This is a genomic window from Clostridium estertheticum (assembly GCF_026650985.1).
Taxonomy (GTDB): Bacteria; Bacillota; Clostridia; order Clostridiales; family Clostridiaceae; genus Clostridium_AD; species Clostridium_AD estertheticum_C.
The window spans coordinates 2,828,895-2,847,473 of sequence record NZ_CP086239.1 but is presented as its reverse complement, the minus strand read 5'-3'; the positions used below and the strand labels follow the sequence as shown (position 1 = coordinate 2,847,473).

Sequence of the window (18,579 nt, the reverse complement as noted above, 5' to 3'; positions counted from 1 at the left end):
CATCATTAGTTTTTTATTTACTATTTGCCATTTCATTTAATGCATCAGATAAAGTTGTAACTTCCATAAGATTAGAAGTAACCTCTTGAATTGCAGCTGATTGTTGCTCTGTAGTTTCAAGTGTAGCATGAGAAGTTTCAATAGTTTTATCAACAGACTCTTGTATTTTAGTTGTAAGTGCTAATATTTTAACAGCAGTTTCCTTTGAATTTTCTGATAAAGATCTTATCTCAGTTGCAACTACACCAAAACCTCTACCAGCTTCTCCTGCTCTAGCAGCTTCTATAGCGGCATTTAATCCTAGCATTTTTGTCTGAGTAGCTATACTTTTTATAGAATCCAGTATTGTATTTATATCTATTGATATAGCTTTTACGTTAATGATTTCATCACTTAAATTTTGCTGATTATTTGTTACAGTTATTGAAGAAGCACTGAGTTCTTCCATAGTTGCAGATATCTGGCTAAAATTATCGGAAAGGTGTTGTGACATAGTGCTTAGTTTAAGTTTTTGATAGCCTGCTTGTGAAAGCGAATTAGCTACAATATATAATACTTCCGCAGCTGCTGTTACATTTTTTTCAGTGGTTAAAGCTATCTCATTAACTGCATCAATATAACCTTCTTCATCAACACCTATCTCATTTGCTACTTTTCTATATCTAGATTCTTCTGGCGCAGAAGTTAAAACTTGGCCTCCTAACATGGTACCTATTAGATGGTCACCTACTAATATAGGCGCAGCAAAATCCAATAATCCAGCATGACAAGTATATATATAAGGTTTTAGAGTTCTTGCAGCTTCCTGGCCACCTTTTTTGTGTGATAATGCACATCTTTCGCAGCCTATTTTTGTAGACTGTGTAAACTCTAAACATGACTTTGTATATGAACTCGGTTTAGTTACAGGGGTACCATCTTTATCTACAGTAACACTTGCCATAGTCATTGCAGTGGCGAAATTATCTTGAAAGGTTTGAAGTAATTTAATATCAATAACATCTTTAATTTCTAGTACAGTTACATCCAATTCACCATTTGCTAATTTCTTAATCATTTTAAATTCCTCCAATATATAATTAATATTATCTCTGCACTTAAAAGGTATTTGTTATTTACTTTATCGACATTTAAATATAAAAACTTTAGCCTTTATTGTAAAAAATTAATCTGAATGCGTGAAATTCATTAAAAATACAAAAAAAGACGAATAGTTGTAAAATTTTTAAATAAACTTCCAGAATATTGTTTGTTGCAAAACTATCAATAATAAAATGAAGTTGAAACTTTATTCATTAATTATGTGTATATTATAAAGATATGTTTTAATTTCTACGTTGGGAGCGAAAGGAGATGTTGAACGAATTGAAAAAAAATTAATATCTGGATGTAAAAAACATGACAAGTCCTCCTTTATGGAACTATTTAAGCTTTATGAGCGATATTTATATAGTATTTGTTATAGTTACACTCAAAATGAACATGATTCTCTTGATATTGTACAAGAAATTTATATAAAAGTTTTTAAAAATATATCAAGTTTTGATGAGGATAGGCCATTTCGCCCTTGGATAAGAAGAATTACAGTAAATACATGTATAAATTATAAAAGAAATATTAAAAGTAATATTATTTCATTAAATTATGAATATGCGAGTGGACTTTGTTTAGAAGACACAATTGTTTCTGACTATAATTTAGAAGAGGAAGTCCAGAAAAAGGAGTTAAAAAAGATAATAAAGGATGGACTTATAAATTTACCAAGTAATTATAGAATGGTAATTGCATTAAGATATTTTGATGATTTGAGTTATTTAGAAATTTCAGAATTGCTAAATAGACCGCTTGGAAGCATTAAAACTGATTTATATAGGGCTAAAGCTATATTAAAGAAACAACTAGAAAATGATATGGAGGTGTAATTATGTGCTGTAAATTTGATAAAGAACTTTTATATGCTTTTGATGATAAGACAATTCAGCCACTAGAGAAAATATTTCTTGAAGAGCATATAAAATATTGCACTGATTGTCAAAAGGATCTAAAATTAATAAATATAATTAATCAAAATATTAAAGATGAATTTATTAATATTAAATTTCCTGATAAATTAAGTACAATTTCACGACTTGTTACAGAAAACTGTATATCTGAAATGGAGAAAACTACTATTAAATCTAAAATACATAATATAATAAAGACTTATTGTGGTATAAATAAGGCTATAAAAGGATCAAGTGTAGTTTATAAACATAATCCATATAACAATTTTATTGATAATAAAATCGAAACTACTTTTAATTTTATTAAAAGACCTATAAAATATATGGTTAAAAACAAGTTAGCTGAAATAAGTATTCTAAAAAAGCTTAAATTAGGTTAGAGTTTTAGGTAAAAGGAGGTGTTAGTTTGTTTATTTTATTTTTAATATTAAAAATACTCCTTTATTTATTAATCTTTATATTTGGTATTATTTTATTGTTTTTAATAATTCCCTTTGAATATTATATAAACTCAAAAATTGATGAAAAAATTGATGTCGATATAACTTTATTATTTTTTAAAAAAATTATAAAAGTAATGGTGAAACATGAAGATACTAAAGAAATATTTTTATTGAAAATTATGGGACTACGTATTATTAGAAAAGAAATAAAAAGTCCTGATATAAAAATTGAAAAAGAGGAAATAGAAAAGAATAATAAGAAGAGTAAGAAAAAGAGTAATTTTAATATAAAAGATTATATAGAGCGAGAATTTATAAATGATTTAATAAATTATTTTAAAGATATAATAAGGATAATAAAACCCAAAACAGTCAAAGTTAATGGTTTTTACGGATTTGAGGATCCATCGCTTACAGGTATGCTTTGTGGAATTATACCTCTAATATCAAATCTTATTCCTAAAAGTGATATTAATTTACAACCAGTATTTGATGATGAAATAATTGAAATTGAGTGTGATATTCATGGTAAGATTTCTTTACTATCAGCTATAATAAAAACACTTAAATTTGTGTTTAAGAAAAATAGTAGACAAAAAATATTTAAAAAAGCATAAAAACATGAAACTTATTAATAGTTTATGTGTATTGTTAAGTGTAAAGTTAATAATGATTACGTAATAAATAAATAATTAAATATATATACAAATATTAGGAGGAATAAGTTATGATAAATATGACAGAGAATGCTGAAGCATTATTCTCAAATCTAGAAAGATTTTTAAAGACAGAGACAGTAGTTGGTGAGGCAATAATTGTTGGAGAAACAACACTAATACCACTTATTACAGTTTCATTTGGATGCGGAACCGGGGGTGGAACAGGGAACACTCTTAAGGATGGTGAAGGTACTGGGGGAGGACTTGGAGCAGGAGCTAAGATAACCCCAACTGCTATTTTAGTTATAAAAGATGGGAGTGTAACAATGCTTTCTATAAAAGGAAAATGTAATCTTGAAAATCTTATCCAAATGGTACCAGGACTAGTATCCAAAGTAAGCTCAAAAATGGGTGGATTTAAGAACAAAACAGATAAGAATAAAACAGAAAATGATATCTAAATTTAAACTTAGAAATATTAAATGATAAAATTGACTTAAACGGCCAAAGTCCTTAAATATAGGGGGCTATGGCTGTTTAATATTTTTTGTAAGCTATTGGTATTGTAGAAGATTATATATTCGTCAATTTGAAATTATTATTGATTATTTAAATAAAATCATCTATGATATTGTTAAAGTAGACAATAATTAGATTCGATTAAGTGGTTAAAATTATATATTGGAGCAGGTGAATAAAATGAGTTCTAACAGATATTTAAAGTTTTTAGCAAATATAAGTAAAAATAAACCCAATAGCATTAAAAACAAGAAGACCCCATGTCCATTTTGTAACAGAGATGGGCTAACAGGTATTATAGATGAAGAAGGGCCATTCATTTTAGTTAAAAACAAATTTCCTACATTAGAAAATACACTTCAGACAGTGCTAATAGAAACAAGTAGTTGCGATGTTGATATTACAATGTATGATAAAGAGTATATGAGAAATTTGTTAAGATTTGGAGTTCGTCATTGGATTGATATGGAGAAAAGTGGTGATTTTGAATCTGTGATTTTTTATAAAAATCACGGCCCTTATTCAGGGGGGACTATTAATCATGCACATATGCAGATTGTTGGACTAAAATCTATAGATTACAAAGAATCTTTAAAAGATGAGTATTTTGAAGGAATAGTAATTAACGAGTCAGATGGATGTGTCGTTAATCTTTCAACAAAACCAAAGGTGGATTTTACTGAATTCAATATTATAATAAATAATATTAATAATTTAGATATAATGGCTGATAATATACAGAAAATTGTTCATTATATATTAAATGATTTTTATGTGAAATGTAGTAGTTTTAATCTTTTCTTTTATGATTGGAAGGGTAAAATAATCTGTAAAGTTATACCGAGATTTATTACATCTCCATTATTTATAGGCTTCTCTATTTCTCAGATTACAAACCAAACAGATGAAATTGTAAAGCAGGTTCAACAGTTGTATTTTAAATCTGAAGTGTAACTAGACATTTATTATATTTAAGAGAAGTTTATTATGGCTTCTCTTAAATATAAATTTTACTCCATGAGATTCAATTAGGAAGATAAACTTCTTCGTCTATATACACTCATAATAACACCTACAGAAAGCATATTAACAAGGCCTAAGGAACCACCGTAACTTAAGAATGGAAGTGCGACTCCAACGATTGGGAATAAATTTAAATTCATTAATATATTCGAAACAAATTGTACTATAAATACACTAATGAGGCCGCTTATGAGTAATCTGCCATAACTATCTCTAACATATTTTGAAATGTGTAAAATCCTATATATGAAAGAAATTATTATAGAAATAATAACTGCGGCTCCTAGCCAGCCAAAGGTGTGTACTATGAAAGTAAACACAAACTCTGATTCCATTGAAGGTAACCTTAACATGGTTGAGGGAAAACCGTGTCCAAAAATTCCAGATGTATGAGTTATATTATACATTTGTACACCCATGTATCCCATTCCTTTTGGATCAGAGAATGGATATAAAAAATTCATAAGTTTCTTAAGTGTATACATTCTATATGACTGTGAAAAAATATAGAATAAAAAACAAATAATATTAAAGGCAACAATGTAAAGAGCATATCTTTTTTTCATACCAGATTTAAGTGCTAAAACCATAAATGAAATAAAATAAATTCCACAGTAAGCTAATGCTGGGACTAATAACATAAGAATCAATGGAATAAATAAATACACAACAGCTTTAATTAAATTTATTTTATTGTTCCAGTCATAGTTATTGAATATACCTGCCATGGATATTACAAATACATATAAACTAATAGCTTTAATGTCTACTGAAAAAGAGCCTATACTAAGGGATGGAATTCCATTTATTGGATGTCCTAGGAAAAATATTAAGATAAATGACAAACACATTCCTACGAAAATATATTTTGAATATTTTTCTAATTTTCGATAATCAAAGAAATATAATAGTACGACACCAATAGTACCAATTGCTGAATATAATAAGCTATGATTAAATAAATAATCACTAGGCTTATATGAGTTTTTATATTGTATAAGATACATCAAAACAACACCAGCATTTACAAGTATTATGGTTAAAAGTAATGTAATCCAATCGGGGGTTCCTTTATGTGCTATGTTTAACTGTTTACCTATAGCTTCCCCATCGCCCATTCGTTTTATAGCTGCACTAGTTGATTCTACATCTGACAATCCTCTCTCATTATTTTCATCTACGATATCCTCTATGTGTGATAATAATTCCTCTTTTATTTCTTTATGAGCACCTTTAAATTTCACATAAGAACATATATTGTCTATATATTCATTAATTTTAGAATTATCTTTTATGCCCATATCACAACCTCCAATAACATATTATCAACGGCTGAACGGAAAGTAGACCATTCTTCTTCTTTTTCTTTTAAAGATAATTTACCAGCTTCCATTATCCTATAGTATTTTCTCTTACGTTTTGAAGAACCCTCATCCCAATATGATTCAACTAATCCTTTTGATTCTAATGTATGGAGAATTGGATAAAGAGTCCCTTCCTTTAGTGTGAATATACCATTTGATTTTTCCTCCATTTCTTTTATCATTTCATACCCATACATTGGTTTTTTATTAATTAGTTTTAAAATAAGAATTACAGTGCTACCTTTTAAAAGTTCTTTATTTATTGGCATTTTAAACCTCCTTATACATAGACAATCTATACATAGTTAATCTATGTATAATAATAACATCAATCAATAAAATGTCAATATATACTTTAATATTTATATTTTAGTATAAATGTTTTTTTTAAGATTAGTTGACATTATAATAATAAAGTTATATATTTATAGTGTACTACATAACGTAGTACACATAGTACACATTATGCAACTAGTAAAAAAATTAATTGAATGAAAGAAGGTGAGGCCATGATAAATATTGATAGCAGAAGCAGTAAGCCTATTTATGAACAGATTATTGAGAAGGTAAAGGAAAATATAATAAAAGGAATATTGAAACCAGGAGATAAACTGCCTTCCGTAAGGGAACTTGCAGCAGTTATAACGGTCAATCCTAACACTATAAGTAAAGCATATATGGAGCTTGAGCGAATGAAGACAATCCAAGTTATAAGGGGGAAAGGAACCTTTGTATCAGAAAATTTCAAACCTGTTATGGATGAAGAAAAAATGAAAGAAATTAAAGAACATATGAAGAAAATAATAATAGAAGCGCATTATATAGGTCTTGATAAGGATACATTAATAGATATATTAAATGATATTTATAGTGAGTTTTAGCAATTAGAAATTTTAAAATGGGGGGATTAGATTGATAGATATAAAAAATGTGAGCAAAAAGATAGATGATAAATACATTTTAAGAAATGTAGATTTGCATGTGAATAAGGGGAGTATATTTGGAATAATTGGGGAAAATGGTGCTGGCAAAACTACACTTATTAAATGTTTAACAGGTATTTACAGAGTTAATGAAGGAAGCATTTTAATAGATGGGGAAGAGGTTTTTGATAACGCTAAAATAAAACAGAGGATAGGGTATGTATCCGATGAAAACCAATATTTTTCATCTTTTAAAGTAAAGGAACTCTTAGAATTTTATAAGAAAGCCTATAATGATTTTTCAAAGGAGAGATTTGATGAGCTTAATATAAAATTTAAAATTCCTTTAAATCGAAGAATAAGGGAACTTTCCAAAGGAATGAAGATGAGAACAGCTATCCTTTTAAACTTAAGTATAAAACCAGACATCTTAATCCTTGATGAACCCACATCTGGACTTGATCCTGTGATCAAAAAAGAAATAATGTCTATTATTGTGGATGAAGTAGCATCAAGAGGTGTAACTGTATTTATTTCATCACATCACTTGGACCATATTGAGAGAATATGTGATAGCGTAGCAATAATTAAAGAAGGCACCATAAAACTTAAAAGTTCTATGGAAGACGCTAAAAATAGCATAAAAAAACTTCAAGTGATGTTTAAAGATGAAGTCAATATAAATAAGAAGTTATCTTCTATTGATGGAGTAATTAAGGTTGAAACTATAGGTAGGGTAAATTATATAATCACTAAAAATTACACAAAAGATTTAGAGAAAAAACTTTATGACATGGGAGCTGAATTTATAGAAATTGTAGATATGAGTCTTGAGGACATGTTTATATATTTCGTAGAAGAGGAGGATAAAAATGAATAGGATTATAAATAAGGCCCTTTTTTATAAGGAATGGATATACGTGAAATGGATAACACTTTTAACTATTGTTATACTTTTAAGTAGTAAGGGTTATGGGGTTATATCTGAATTAAATTACAAAAGAATGATTCAGGGAGGAGCAGAGTATAATTATTGGTTTAATAACGGACTTTATGAAGCAAATATTCATATTTTTATAATGGTGTTTGTTGTATTAATACTCGCCATGACTTTATTTGCAGGTGAGAAGACTAGCGAAACTCAAGGGTTTATTGCTTCTATGCCATTTACAAGGAAAGAAATAATTTTTAATAAATGGATTGTTGGAGTGGTAAGTTTATTTATAAGTTTTGTAGTAACGTATATATTTTTAAGCTTGTTATATTTATTAAATATTAAAGGCCTTGATACAACATTAAATCCATATTTCGATATAATTAAATGGTTTTTTATGAATACATTCCAATACATTTGCATTTTCACTTTTATGATGTTTATTCAGGCAGTTATGGGAAATAGTATAGTATCTAGCATAGTAGGTGGAATAATACTTATGGTACCATTATTTACAACTACGTTAGGAGACCTTATAATCAGAAGATACTATGGGTATAATCGATATATGTATAAGATTACTAATGATATTTCGGACTGGTTAAGCATTTATAGCTACAATATACCTCATCAGAGTTGCGTTGAAACAGCAATAAAGGGGACGTATGCTCATGCATTTTCTTATTATACTAATTATAAATCGAAGTTACTAGTACTTTTTCTGTTAACTTGTTTATTTTTGTTCTTAGCTAATTTAGCATATAAAAAAAGAAACATTGAATATAATTTGAGACTAATAGTTTTTAAAAATTTAGAACCTGTATTTATAGGGGGAGTTGCTATTTGTTCAGGGCTTTTGGCTGGAGTTATTTTTGGAAGTGATCGCTTAAGAGAATTTGGGATTTGGTTTGTCATCTTCACTATTATTGGATACTTTATATCTAAATTATTACTTAAGGTATTATCGTCAAGGAAATAATTGAAAATATTGGAATATAAAATGGGGGGATTATCTTGATAGATATAAAAAATGTGAGCAAAAAGATAGATGATAAATACATTTTAAAAAATGTAGATTTGCATGTGAATAAAGGGAGTATATTTGGAATAATTGGTGAAAATGGTGCTGGTAAAACTACACTTATTAAATGTTTAACAGGTATTTACAGAGTTAATGAAGGAAGCATTTTAATAGATGGGGAAGAGGTTTTTGATAACGCTAAAATAAAACAGAGGATAGGGTATGTATCCGATGAAAACCAATATTTTTCATCTTTTAAAGTAAAGGAACTCTTAGAATTTTATAAGAAAGCCTATAATGATTTTTCAAAGGAGAGATTTGATGAGCTTAATATAAAATTTAAAATTCCTTTAAATCGAAGAATAAGGGAACTTTCCAAAGGAATGAAGATGAGAACAGCTATCCTTTTAAACTTAAGTATAAAACCAGACATCTTAATCCTTGATGAACCCACATCTGGACTTGATCCTGTGATCAAAAAAGAAATAATGTCTATTATTGTGGATGAAGTAGCATCAAGAGGTGTAACTGTATTTATTTCATCACATCACTTGGACCATATTGAGAGAATATGTGATAGCGTAGCAATAATTAAAAATGGCGAAATAAAACTTAAAAGTTCTATGGAAGATGCTAAAAATAGTATAAAAAAACTTCAAGTTATGTTTAAAGATGAAGTCAATATAAATGAAAAGTTATCTTCTATTAATGGAGTTATTAAGATTGAAACTATAGGTAGGATAAATTATATAATTACTAAAAATTACACTAAAGAGTTAGAGAAAAAGCTATATGACATGGGTGCTGACTTTATAGAAATTGTAGATATGAGTCTTGAGGATATGTTTATATATTTTGTAGGAGAGGAGGATAAAAATGAATAAAATTATAAATAAAGCCCTTTTCTATAAGGAATGGATAAATGTAAGATGGGTAACGCTTTTAACTATTATAACACTTTTATTTTATAAAGTTTATGGTGTTATATCATTACTAAATCGAAATAAAATGTATATGGAATACAATATTGGAAGTAGGACTGACAGGTGGTTCAATAATGGACTATATGGTATGAACAGTTATTATTTTGTAATGGTATTAGTTGTCATAATACTCGCTATAATTTTATTTAAAGGAGAAAAAACTAGTGAAACTCAGGGATTTATAGCTTCTATGCCATTTACAAGGAAAGAGATAATAATTAATAAATGGCTTGTTGGTGTGGTAAGTTTACTTATAAGTTTTGTAATAACATATATATTTTTAAGCTTGTTTTATTTTGCTAATATTAACGGCCTTGGTAAAACATTAAATCCATATTCTGATATAGTTAAATGGTTTTTTATGGATACATTTCAGTACATTTGTATTTTTACTTTTATTATGCTTGTACAGGCAGTTATGGGAAATAGTATAGTGTCTGGCATGGTAGGTGGTATAATTTTAGGGGTACCAATATTTATATCAATGGTAGTACAGGAATTAGTTATGAGATATTATCGATATGATGAATTAATTAATATAATCTTTGAAAAAATTAGTGGTTGGATAAATATTTATAGTTATAATGTAGCTAAACAGAAGTCCTTTTATCCAAATCCAGCAGAAAATATTAATCAGGATTATTATCAAAACTTCTATTATAGTAATTATAAATCGAAGTTATTAATACTTTTTCTATTAACTTGTTTATTTTTATTCTTAGCTAATTTAGCCTATAAAAAGAGAAACATAGAATATAATTTGAGATTAATTGTTTTTAAAAATTTGGAACCTGTCTTTATGGGGGGCGTTGCTATATGTTCAGGGCTTTTGGCTGGAGTTATTTTTGGAGAGAGTGGTTTAAAGGCATCGTTTGGAATTTACTTTGTCATTTTCACTATTATAGGATATTTTATATCGAAACTACTACTTAAGGTATTATCCTCAAAAAAATAATTATAAGACATAATCATTTTAATTTAAGGAGTGGATTAGATTGAAAAGAATACCATATATAACTGTATTAGGTTGCATAATTATTGCAATTTTAATATCTGCTTGTGGTGAAAAAGACATTAAAAACAATCTCATTATAGGAAATAAAAGTTCAGAAATCATTAGCAATATAGCAATTCAAAGAATTGGTAAAACTGAGATTAGGGGCAGCAATTTGAAGCAGAATCAGCATTGTTATTTTGATATGGGAGTGCAGAAAAATTGTACTTATAAAGTTGAATTTGAAGATAAAAATAACAAAAGTACTCTTAGCAATGAATTTACGTGTGATTTTAATAAAGAAGGAATAGTAGATATAAATGTTAGAAAAGATAATAATGGAAAATGGGCAGTTGTTTTAAATTAGATAATTTTACTTATGAGCATATATAAGATTTGCTATACCATGTTGTTTTTATTGAAATAATTACTAAAAATTCAATTTTAAATGCCTTAGTTGTGTTCACATAACTAGGGCATTTTTTATAATGTAAGGTTATAATTCGGGAACTAACAGTTAAATTGAAAACTTTATGATAATTGTAATAATTTAAGTGACAATTGTCATAGTTTAGATGACAAAATGTAGGTGAAGATAATATAAAATTAGTTCATAATGTATTTAAGAGATAACTGATAACGTTATCATTCGTTACGAAATAATATATTTTAAGGGGGAGAAATAATGATAGCTATTATACTTGGATCTCATGGAAAATTTTCTAAGGAGTTGCTAAAGTCTTCAGAAATGATACTCGGCAAACAAGAAAATATAGGATATGTGACTTTGGAGCCTGGGGAAAGTGCTGATGATCTTGTTAAAAAGTATGAAGATTTAATTAAAAACCTTGATATTAAAGAAGGATTACTTTTTATGGTTGATTTGTTTGGTGGAAGTCCATTTAATGCAGCTAGTAGGATAGCAATTACTAGTGAAAATATTGATATTGTTACTGGAGTTAATTTACCAATGCTTCTCGAGGTTTCTGTTTCAAGAGATTTTAAAAGTTTAGATGATATTGTAAAAACTGCTATAGATTCTGGACTAGATGCTATAAAATCATTTAAAGCAAATTTTAATGATAACGATGAGGAGGAATTAGAATAATGGAAATAAGTTTTGTAAGAGTTGATGACAGATTAATTCATGGACAGGTAGCAACGGTTTGGGCCAAAGTATCAAAATGTAACAAAATATTTGTATGTAGTGATGAGGTTGCTAATGATAAGTTAAGAAAAAGTTTATTATTACAGGTTTCACCACCAGGAATAAAAGCCTATGTAATGCCTATTGAAAAGGCAATTGGTGCATATAAAAATCCTAAATACAACGATTTTAAAACTTTGTTTTTGACTACAAATCCAGCTGATGTTTTAAGATTGATTGAAGGTGGAGTAGATATTAAATCAGTAAACGTCGGTGGAATGTGTTTTAAAGAAGGAAAAACACAAATATCTCCTGCAGTATCTGTAGGTGCTGATGATATAAAAGCATTTAAAAAATTACATGAATTAGGAATAGAATTGGAGTTAAGACAAGTTGCCCGTGATCCAAAAGTTGATTTAATGAGCAAAATCTCAAAACTATAAAAATTTTAAAATTAAATAAGGGGGGATATTAATGAGTACATTACAAATAATTTTAGTATTTATAATTGCAGGTATAACTGGAATGGGGAGTGTTCTGGATTCAGCTCAAACTCATAGACCATTAATAGCATGTACACTTATAGGCTTAGTTTTAGGAGACATTAAAACCGGAATTATTTTAGGTGGCTATTTAGAACTTTTAGCACTTGGATGGATGAATGTTGGAGCAGCTATGGCTCCAGATGCTGCACTGGCTAGTGTTGTATCAACAATTTTAGTAATAGTTGGGCACCAGTCAATCACAGCTGGAATGGCACTTGCAATTCCAATAGCAGTTGCAGGACAAGTGCTTACTATTTTTGTTAGAACAATAATAGTGTTTTTTCAGCATCTTGCAGACAAATACGCCAAAGAAGCAAATTTTAGAGGCATAGAAATGTGTCATATAATAGCTTTATCAATACAGGCATTACGAGTTGCTATTCCGGCTGTATTAGTTGCAGCTGTTGCAGGAACTGGTACAGTTAATGCAATGCTTTCGGCAATACCAGTAGTTGTTACAAGAGGATTACAAGTATCAGGAGGGTTTATAGTTGTTGTTGGTTATGCAATGGTAATAAATATGATGGAAGCAAAGTATTTAATGATTTTCTTCTTTGCAGGATTTCTAATTGCAGTATTTACAAGTTTCACTCTTGTGGGACTCGGAATGCTTGGACTAATTTGCGGTATAGCTTATATTCAATTGAATCCTAAATATAGCAAAGATTCTGAGGTTGTAGATGAATTAGATTAATTATAAAAGGGGGATATAAAATGAGTGAAAACAAATTAAAACAACAAAACATTAAACATAAAGATATAGAAGACAAAGAAGTAAAATTAACCAAAGGCGATCTTAGGAGTATGTTTATTCGTTCAAATTTCCTTTTAGGGTCTTATAACTTTGAGAGAATGCAGGCAGTAGGTTTTTGCGTTACATTAATCCCTGCAATAAAAAGGCTATATTCTAAAAAAGAAGATCAAGCGGAAGCATTAAAAAGACATTTAGAATTTTTCAATACACAACCATTTGTCGCAGCACCGATTATGGGTATAACGGCAGCTATGGAGGAACAAAAGGCAAATGGAGCGTCAATAGATGATGCAGCAATAAGTAGTGTAAAAGTAGGGCTAATGGGACCACTAGCAGGGGTAGGCGATCCAATATTTTGGGGAACAGCAAGACCGGTTATAGCAGCAATAGGGGCTGGAATAGCAATTACTGGGAGTGTAGTAGGCCCATTACTATTCTTTCTATTATTTAATGGACTTAGGTTAGGTACACTTTGGCTTGGTTTAAATTATGGATATAAAAAAGGTTCTGAAATAGTTACGGATGTTTCTGGAAACAAATTAGCTAAGCTAACTGAATGTGCTTCAATATTAGGTCTGTTTGTAATGGGTGCACTAGTGGCTAAATGGACTACTATTAATGTACCGGTAGTAATTTCAAGAATTACTGGATCAGATGGTAAAGTTGTAATTAACACTGTACAAAGTCAATTAGATTCTTTGTTACCAGCAGCATTACCATTATTGTTAACTTTTTTATGCATGAAGTTATTAAAGAAAAAGGTAAGTGCAGTAGCATTAATATTTGCATTGTTTGCAGTAGGTATCTTTGGATTTTGGGCAGGTATATTAAAATAATAAGCTGTCTTATAAATATAATTTTATAAAACATTAAAGGCTAACATTGAAATTTGATTTTCTCTGTTAGTTTTTTTTATAACTATAAATAAAGGAATTTAAAGTTAGTTTTGAAGTTAAATATTATTATTAAAGAACATAATATGAGTTAAAAATTATAGAATATGGAGTGTGAAATAAATTAATGAATAAAATTAAAATGATATGTTTAGATATTGATGGAACATTACTAAATTCAGAACATAAAATTTCAAAAAAAACAAAAGAAGTAATTGAGATAGTAGCAAATAAAAAACAAATTCCAGTAATATTAGTGTCTGCAAGAATGCCTAAGGGAATATTGTTTTTACAAAAGGAACTTAATATCGAGCAACCAATTATTTGTTATAGTGGTGCTTTAGTTATGGACAAAGATGCTAATATATTATCTAATTGTAGTATAGAAGTTTCAGATGTAAGGCAGGTTCATAATTTTGTTAAGGAAATAGGTGTGCATATGAGTTTATACAAAGATGATGAATGGTATATTGAAGAAATAGATGAATGGTCGAGTCAAGAAAGTGAAATAACCAATATTTCTCCGAAAGTTATAAATTTTACTGATTTATTTAATGTATGGGAACAAGAAAAATCAGGACCTAATAAGCTTTTATGTATGGCAGAACCAGATAAAATCAAAGCATTGGATCTACTAATTAAAAGTTATCATTCAAATAATTTGAACATATATCCTTCAAAACCAACCTATCTAGAAATAATGCCTAATAATGTTTCAAAAACTTCTGCAATAGAAATCTTGATGTCAAAGTTTAATATACAGAGATCTGAGATAATTGCTATAGGTGATAACTATAATGACATTAGTATGATAGAATTTGCAGGCGTTGGGGTTGCAATGGGTAATGCACCAGAAGGAGTTAAACAATATGCTGATTATATAACTTCGACTAATGATGAAGATGGAGTAGCCATGGCAATAAAAAAATACATCATATCATGAACACTTTTTATGGAAGTAACTTATATAAGATGTTACAATAAAAAGTGTAATGATGTAAAAAAAGTGAAAATAATTAACATATGATATGGAGGTAAAACGATGGAAAAACTAGATGAAAAAAGATGGGGAAAAACATCCGTAACTAGAATTTCATTGTTTGTTATAAATTTTTTAGTAATTGTATTTACGTCTATAGTTAGTTCTAATACTATAGGCTTAATTTGTGAAAATAATATGGCAAGGGAATTTATTGAAAAAGTTAGCTCTGTTCCTACAATTGAATGGAAAATGCCTGTATTTTCTATGTTGCTTTTATTTATGCTTACTATTAGTGTTATAACTAGGGAATATCTATTTAAAAAAAATCAATTTGCATTATATATTTTTTGCGTTTTTGATATTTTATTATGCATTGGCATAATGGTATATCTTAATATGGATTATAAGGGGATATTGTTTATAGCAATAGCAAATATAGTTACTTATATTGATGGAAAAAAAAGAAAAAGTGTATTTATTTTAGTAATAATTATTATTTATATAACATTAGATTATAATATTTTGTCTATTAAAATTAATATATTTAATATTAATGATTATGTTCAATACTACACGTCAATGCAAAGACTTTATTTTTTTAGTATTAAGAATATACTTAATTCTATAAACGAAATAATATTTATAGTGTTTATGATTCAAGTTATACAGAATGAAAGAGATGAAAATGAAAAAATTTCAGAATTGTATATCAAGCTATATAAATCCTCAGAGGAATTAGAAGTTATAAATATTCAATTGCAAGACTATGCTAGAAAATCTCAGGAAGCAGCTAAAATTAAAGAAAGAAATAGGTTAGCAAGGGAAATTCATGACACTATTGGTCATACACTTACTGGTATAGCAATTGGTTTAGAAGCATGTATAGAATTATCAGAATTCAACATTAGTAAGATGAAAATTCAGATGCTAAAAATATCAGAGCTTGCAAGATCAGGGCTCTTAGATGTTCGAAGATCTATGAATGAGCTAAGGCCTGATGCGCTTGAAAGATTTTCGCTAATTGAAGCAATTTCAAAGTTGTCTGAAGATATAAATGAGTGTACAAATACTAAAGTAAAGATTCAAATTACAGGACAAGCTCCAAAAATGGGCGCGGATGAAGAAGAAACAGTTTATAGAATAGTTCAAGAGGGAATAACAAATGCAGTGAGGCATGGGGCCGCAAGTGAGATTATAGTGGCTTTAGAATTTGCAGAAAATAAGTTGCAAATTAAAATAATGGATGATGGAATAGGAGCAGGTGAAGTTAAAAAAGGGTTCGGATTAAGGCATATTGAGGAGAGAGTAAACATGTTAGGGGGAGAAGTTAAGTTTGGTGGTAATAACGCAGGAGGATTTATTATTTCTGCATACTTGCCTATAAGGGGGGAGTTTAAAAATGATTAAAATACTAATAGCAGAAGATCAAGAACTTATAAGTCAGAGTCTTGAAATAATTCTTGGAAATAAACCTGATATGAAAGTAGTTGGTGTTGCAGAGGATGGTAAAAAGGCTGTTAGATTAGCAGAAAAATTAATTCCTGACATTATTCTAATGGATATCCGTATGCCTGAAATAGATGGAGTAAAATGTATAAAGATTATAAAAAAGATATTGCCACAAATAAAAATTATAGTACTTACAACCTTTGATGATAATGAATATATATTTGATGCTCTAAAATATGGGGCTAGTGGTTACCTATTAAAAGGACTATCTTCTATAGAACTAGTGGGTGCTATTAGAACTGTATATAATGGAGGGGCTCTTATAAACCCTAATATTGCAATGAAGGTAGTTGAATTTTTCCATGAGGACGATAAGGTTGAATATAAAATCAATGTAGATGAGTTAGAATTCCATAATTTAAATAAGAATGAGTTAAAAATAATGAAATTAATAGGGAGGGGGATGTCAAATAAGGAAATAGCTCTTGAAGCTAATTTTAGTGAAGGTACTGTGAGAAATTATATAAGTAATATTTTAAGTAAACTAAACTTAAGAGATAGGACACAAATAGCCATATTTGCAATTCAATCTAGATTGGAGCTGAAAAAGATTGAAAATTAGAATAGCGAAAAAAGATTTTAAAAAAATAGCTATATCTATAATTTTTTTTATAATAATAACTTCTGTTATTTATGTTTATTATAAAAATAAAAATAAAACAGTAGTATTAGAGTTTGGTACATTTGTTGGGAGTATGTATGATGTGCCTGAGTGGCAATCTTATAAAGCTTTAGATGAAGCAATATACAAGTTTGAGAAAGCAAATCCTCATATAAAGGTTAAGTATAAAAGTGGAATTTTAAAGAATGATTATTCGGAGAGATTATCTCAAAATATACTAAAAGGTAATGAACCTGATTTATTCTGCGTTTTGCCTGGTGATTTTAATACTTTTGCTTCAATTGGAGAACTAAAAAATCTTAATAATTTGATTAAAGATGATAAAACATTAGATTTATATAAACAATATAGTACGGCAATAAAATCTGGAAAATATAAAGGTTCTCAATATGCACTGGCAAAAGAAGTAGATCCAGAAGTAATGTTTGTAAATAAAACCCTATTAAAAAAACAGGGAATAGAATTGCCTAGTTCAGATTGGACATGGAATGATTTTTATGAAATATGTAAGAAAGTAACTCTCGATACAGATAAAGATGGTAAGATAGATCAATTTGGAACTGTAGGATTTAATTGGCAACAGGCTGTATATACTAACGGTCAGAAGCTTTTTGATACAAATGGTAATAAAGCAACTTTTGATAATGAAGGAGTTTCATATGCTATTAAGTTTATCATATTACTTAATAAGTTAAATAAAAATTTTATAGTTAATCTTAAAGATTTTGATGAGGGTAAAGTTGCATTTAGACCTTTCCCATTTTCAACATATAGGGCATATAAAGTATATCCATATAAAGTAATGAAATATGGACAATTTGAATGGGAATGTATAAAGTTGCCTAAAGGACCAGAGGGAGCAAACGCTGGACAACTTAATAGTCTACTTTTTGGAATAAGTTCAAGAACTAAACATGAGAAAGAGGCTTGGAAATTTTTAAAGTTTTTAACAAATGATAAAGATGTTCAAATGGATGTTTTAAAATATTCTCATGGAATGCCTGTAGTAAAGGAAGTATTAGAATCAAAAGAAACAGATAAAGAACTATCAAAGTATAATCCCGAAGGGAAAATCTTTATTAATAAGAAAGAATTGAGTCAGGTTGTAGAACAGTCTATTGTAACACCAAGTTTTCATAAATATGAGGAAAGTATGGATATAGCAGATAAAGATATATTTAAATTAATGAATAGTGGTGAGGACGTGCAAGAGTCACTAATAAAATTAAACTATAAATTAAATAATTTTCTTAAGCCATAG

22 protein-coding genes are annotated in these 18,579 nt (G+C 28.5%); 19 read left to right on the top strand and 3 right to left on the bottom strand.

Annotated elements, in window-relative coordinates; translation table 11 throughout:
- Nucleotides 1–13: 13 nt before the first annotated feature.
- Nucleotides 14–1,057, bottom strand: a complete 1,044-nt coding sequence (locus tag LL038_RS13585; RefSeq protein ID WP_216121832.1) for a PocR ligand-binding domain-containing protein — start codon at nt 1,055–1,057, stop codon at nt 14–16.
- A 280-nt stretch (nt 1,058–1,337) separates the two neighbouring features.
- Here LL038_RS13585 and LL038_RS13580 point away from each other — a divergent pair, with 280 nt between their 5' ends.
- The 5 genes from LL038_RS13580 to LL038_RS13560 all read left to right on the top strand — a co-directional run bounded on the left by LL038_RS13580 (nt 1,338) and on the right by LL038_RS13560 (nt 4,578).
- Nucleotides 1,338–1,922, top strand: a complete 585-nt coding sequence (locus tag LL038_RS13580; RefSeq protein ID WP_253199993.1) for an RNA polymerase sigma factor — start codon at nt 1,338–1,340, stop codon at nt 1,920–1,922.
- 2 nt (nt 1,923–1,924) lie between these two features.
- A complete protein-coding gene (locus LL038_RS13575) occupies nt 1,925–2,383 on the top strand; it encodes a zf-HC2 domain-containing protein (RefSeq protein ID WP_216121830.1) in 459 nt (152 codons plus the stop codon).
- 26 nt (nt 2,384–2,409) lie between these two features.
- Nucleotides 2,410–3,063 carry a DUF2953 domain-containing protein gene (locus tag LL038_RS13570; protein ID WP_216121828.1) on the top strand — a complete coding sequence of 218 codons (654 nt, stop codon included), beginning with the start codon at nt 2,410–2,412 and terminating at the stop codon, nt 3,061–3,063.
- A gap of 110 nt (nt 3,064–3,173) precedes the next feature.
- Entirely contained in the window at nt 3,174–3,566 is a 393-nt protein-coding gene (locus LL038_RS13565) for a GerW family sporulation protein (protein ID WP_071611685.1), read from the top strand.
- A gap of 238 nt (nt 3,567–3,804) precedes the next feature.
- A complete protein-coding gene (locus LL038_RS13560; protein ID WP_216121826.1) occupies nt 3,805–4,578 on the top strand; it encodes a DUF4931 domain-containing protein in 774 nt (257 codons plus the stop codon).
- Nucleotides 4,579–4,652: 74 nt separating this feature from the next.
- On the opposite strand, the gene LL038_RS13555 is transcribed toward LL038_RS13560, so the two are convergent.
- Both LL038_RS13555 and LL038_RS13550 read right to left on the bottom strand, forming a co-directional pair.
- The gene (locus LL038_RS13555) at nt 4,653–5,948 is read right to left on the bottom strand and encodes an FtsW/RodA/SpoVE family cell cycle protein (protein WP_216121824.1); all 1,296 of its coding nucleotides are present in this window, start codon (nt 5,946–5,948) and stop codon (nt 4,653–4,655) included.
- On the bottom strand, nt 5,939–6,280 hold the full coding sequence (locus tag LL038_RS13550; protein WP_216121822.1) for a PadR family transcriptional regulator: 342 nt from the start codon (nt 6,278–6,280) through the stop codon (nt 5,939–5,941). Before LL038_RS13550 ends, LL038_RS13555 begins: the two co-directional genes overlap by 10 nt.
- 240 nt (nt 6,281–6,520) lie before the next feature.
- On the opposite strand from LL038_RS13550, the gene LL038_RS13545 reads away from it, so the two are divergent.
- The 14 genes from LL038_RS13545 (at nt 6,521) to LL038_RS13480 (ending at nt 18,579) form a co-directional block, all read left to right on the top strand.
- Entirely contained in the window at nt 6,521–6,892 is a 372-nt protein-coding gene (locus LL038_RS13545) for a GntR family transcriptional regulator (protein WP_216121820.1), read from the top strand.
- Between the two features lie 31 nt (nt 6,893–6,923).
- A complete protein-coding gene (locus tag LL038_RS13540) occupies nt 6,924–7,814 on the top strand; it encodes an ABC transporter ATP-binding protein (protein ID WP_216121818.1) in 891 nt (296 codons plus the stop codon).
- Nucleotides 7,807–8,847 carry an ABC transporter permease gene (locus LL038_RS13535; protein ID WP_216121816.1) on the top strand — a complete coding sequence of 347 codons (1,041 nt, stop codon included), beginning with the start codon at nt 7,807–7,809 and terminating at the stop codon, nt 8,845–8,847. The genes LL038_RS13540 and LL038_RS13535 overlap by 8 nt, the downstream gene beginning before the upstream one ends.
- A gap of 35 nt (nt 8,848–8,882) precedes the next feature.
- Nucleotides 8,883–9,773 (top strand): ABC transporter ATP-binding protein, encoded by an 891-nt coding sequence (locus tag LL038_RS13530; RefSeq protein ID WP_216121814.1) that lies wholly within the window; start codon nt 8,883–8,885, stop codon nt 9,771–9,773.
- The gene (locus tag LL038_RS13525; protein WP_216121812.1) at nt 9,766–10,827 is read left to right on the top strand and encodes an ABC transporter permease subunit; all 1,062 of its coding nucleotides are present in this window, start codon (nt 9,766–9,768) and stop codon (nt 10,825–10,827) included. The genes LL038_RS13530 and LL038_RS13525 overlap by 8 nt, the downstream gene beginning before the upstream one ends.
- 40 nt (nt 10,828–10,867) lie before the next feature.
- Entirely contained in the window at nt 10,868–11,233 is a 366-nt protein-coding gene (locus LL038_RS13520) for a hypothetical protein (RefSeq protein ID WP_216121811.1), read from the top strand.
- 318 nt (nt 11,234–11,551) lie between these two features.
- Entirely contained in the window at nt 11,552–11,974 is a 423-nt protein-coding gene (locus tag LL038_RS13515; RefSeq protein WP_216121809.1) for a PTS sugar transporter subunit IIA, read from the top strand.
- Nucleotides 11,974–12,456: a PTS system mannose/fructose/N-acetylgalactosamine-transporter subunit IIB gene (locus LL038_RS13510; protein ID WP_216121807.1), complete on the top strand. Its 483-nt coding sequence runs from the start codon at nt 11,974–11,976 to the stop codon at nt 12,454–12,456. The genes LL038_RS13515 and LL038_RS13510 overlap by 1 nt, the downstream gene beginning before the upstream one ends.
- 31 nt (nt 12,457–12,487) lie before the next feature.
- Nucleotides 12,488–13,252 (top strand): PTS mannose/fructose/sorbose transporter subunit IIC, encoded by a 765-nt coding sequence (locus LL038_RS13505; protein WP_216121805.1) that lies wholly within the window; start codon nt 12,488–12,490, stop codon nt 13,250–13,252.
- 20 nt (nt 13,253–13,272) lie between these two features.
- Complete coding sequence (gene manZ / locus LL038_RS13500) at nt 13,273–14,148, top strand: PTS mannose transporter subunit IID (RefSeq protein WP_216121803.1); 876 nt, start codon at nt 13,273–13,275, stop codon at nt 14,146–14,148.
- Between the two features lie 184 nt (nt 14,149–14,332).
- Nucleotides 14,333–15,148 carry a Cof-type HAD-IIB family hydrolase gene (locus LL038_RS13495; protein ID WP_216121801.1) on the top strand — a complete coding sequence of 272 codons (816 nt, stop codon included), beginning with the start codon at nt 14,333–14,335 and terminating at the stop codon, nt 15,146–15,148.
- A 99-nt stretch (nt 15,149–15,247) separates the two neighbouring features.
- Nucleotides 15,248–16,594, top strand: a complete 1,347-nt coding sequence (locus tag LL038_RS13490) for a sensor histidine kinase (RefSeq protein WP_216121799.1) — start codon at nt 15,248–15,250, stop codon at nt 16,592–16,594.
- The gene (locus LL038_RS13485; protein ID WP_216121797.1) at nt 16,587–17,258 is read left to right on the top strand and encodes a response regulator; all 672 of its coding nucleotides are present in this window, start codon (nt 16,587–16,589) and stop codon (nt 17,256–17,258) included. Before LL038_RS13490 ends, LL038_RS13485 begins: the two co-directional genes overlap by 8 nt.
- Nucleotides 17,248–18,579: an ABC transporter substrate-binding protein gene (locus LL038_RS13480; RefSeq protein ID WP_216121795.1), complete on the top strand. Its 1,332-nt coding sequence runs from the start codon at nt 17,248–17,250 to the stop codon at nt 18,577–18,579. The genes LL038_RS13485 and LL038_RS13480 overlap by 11 nt, the downstream gene beginning before the upstream one ends.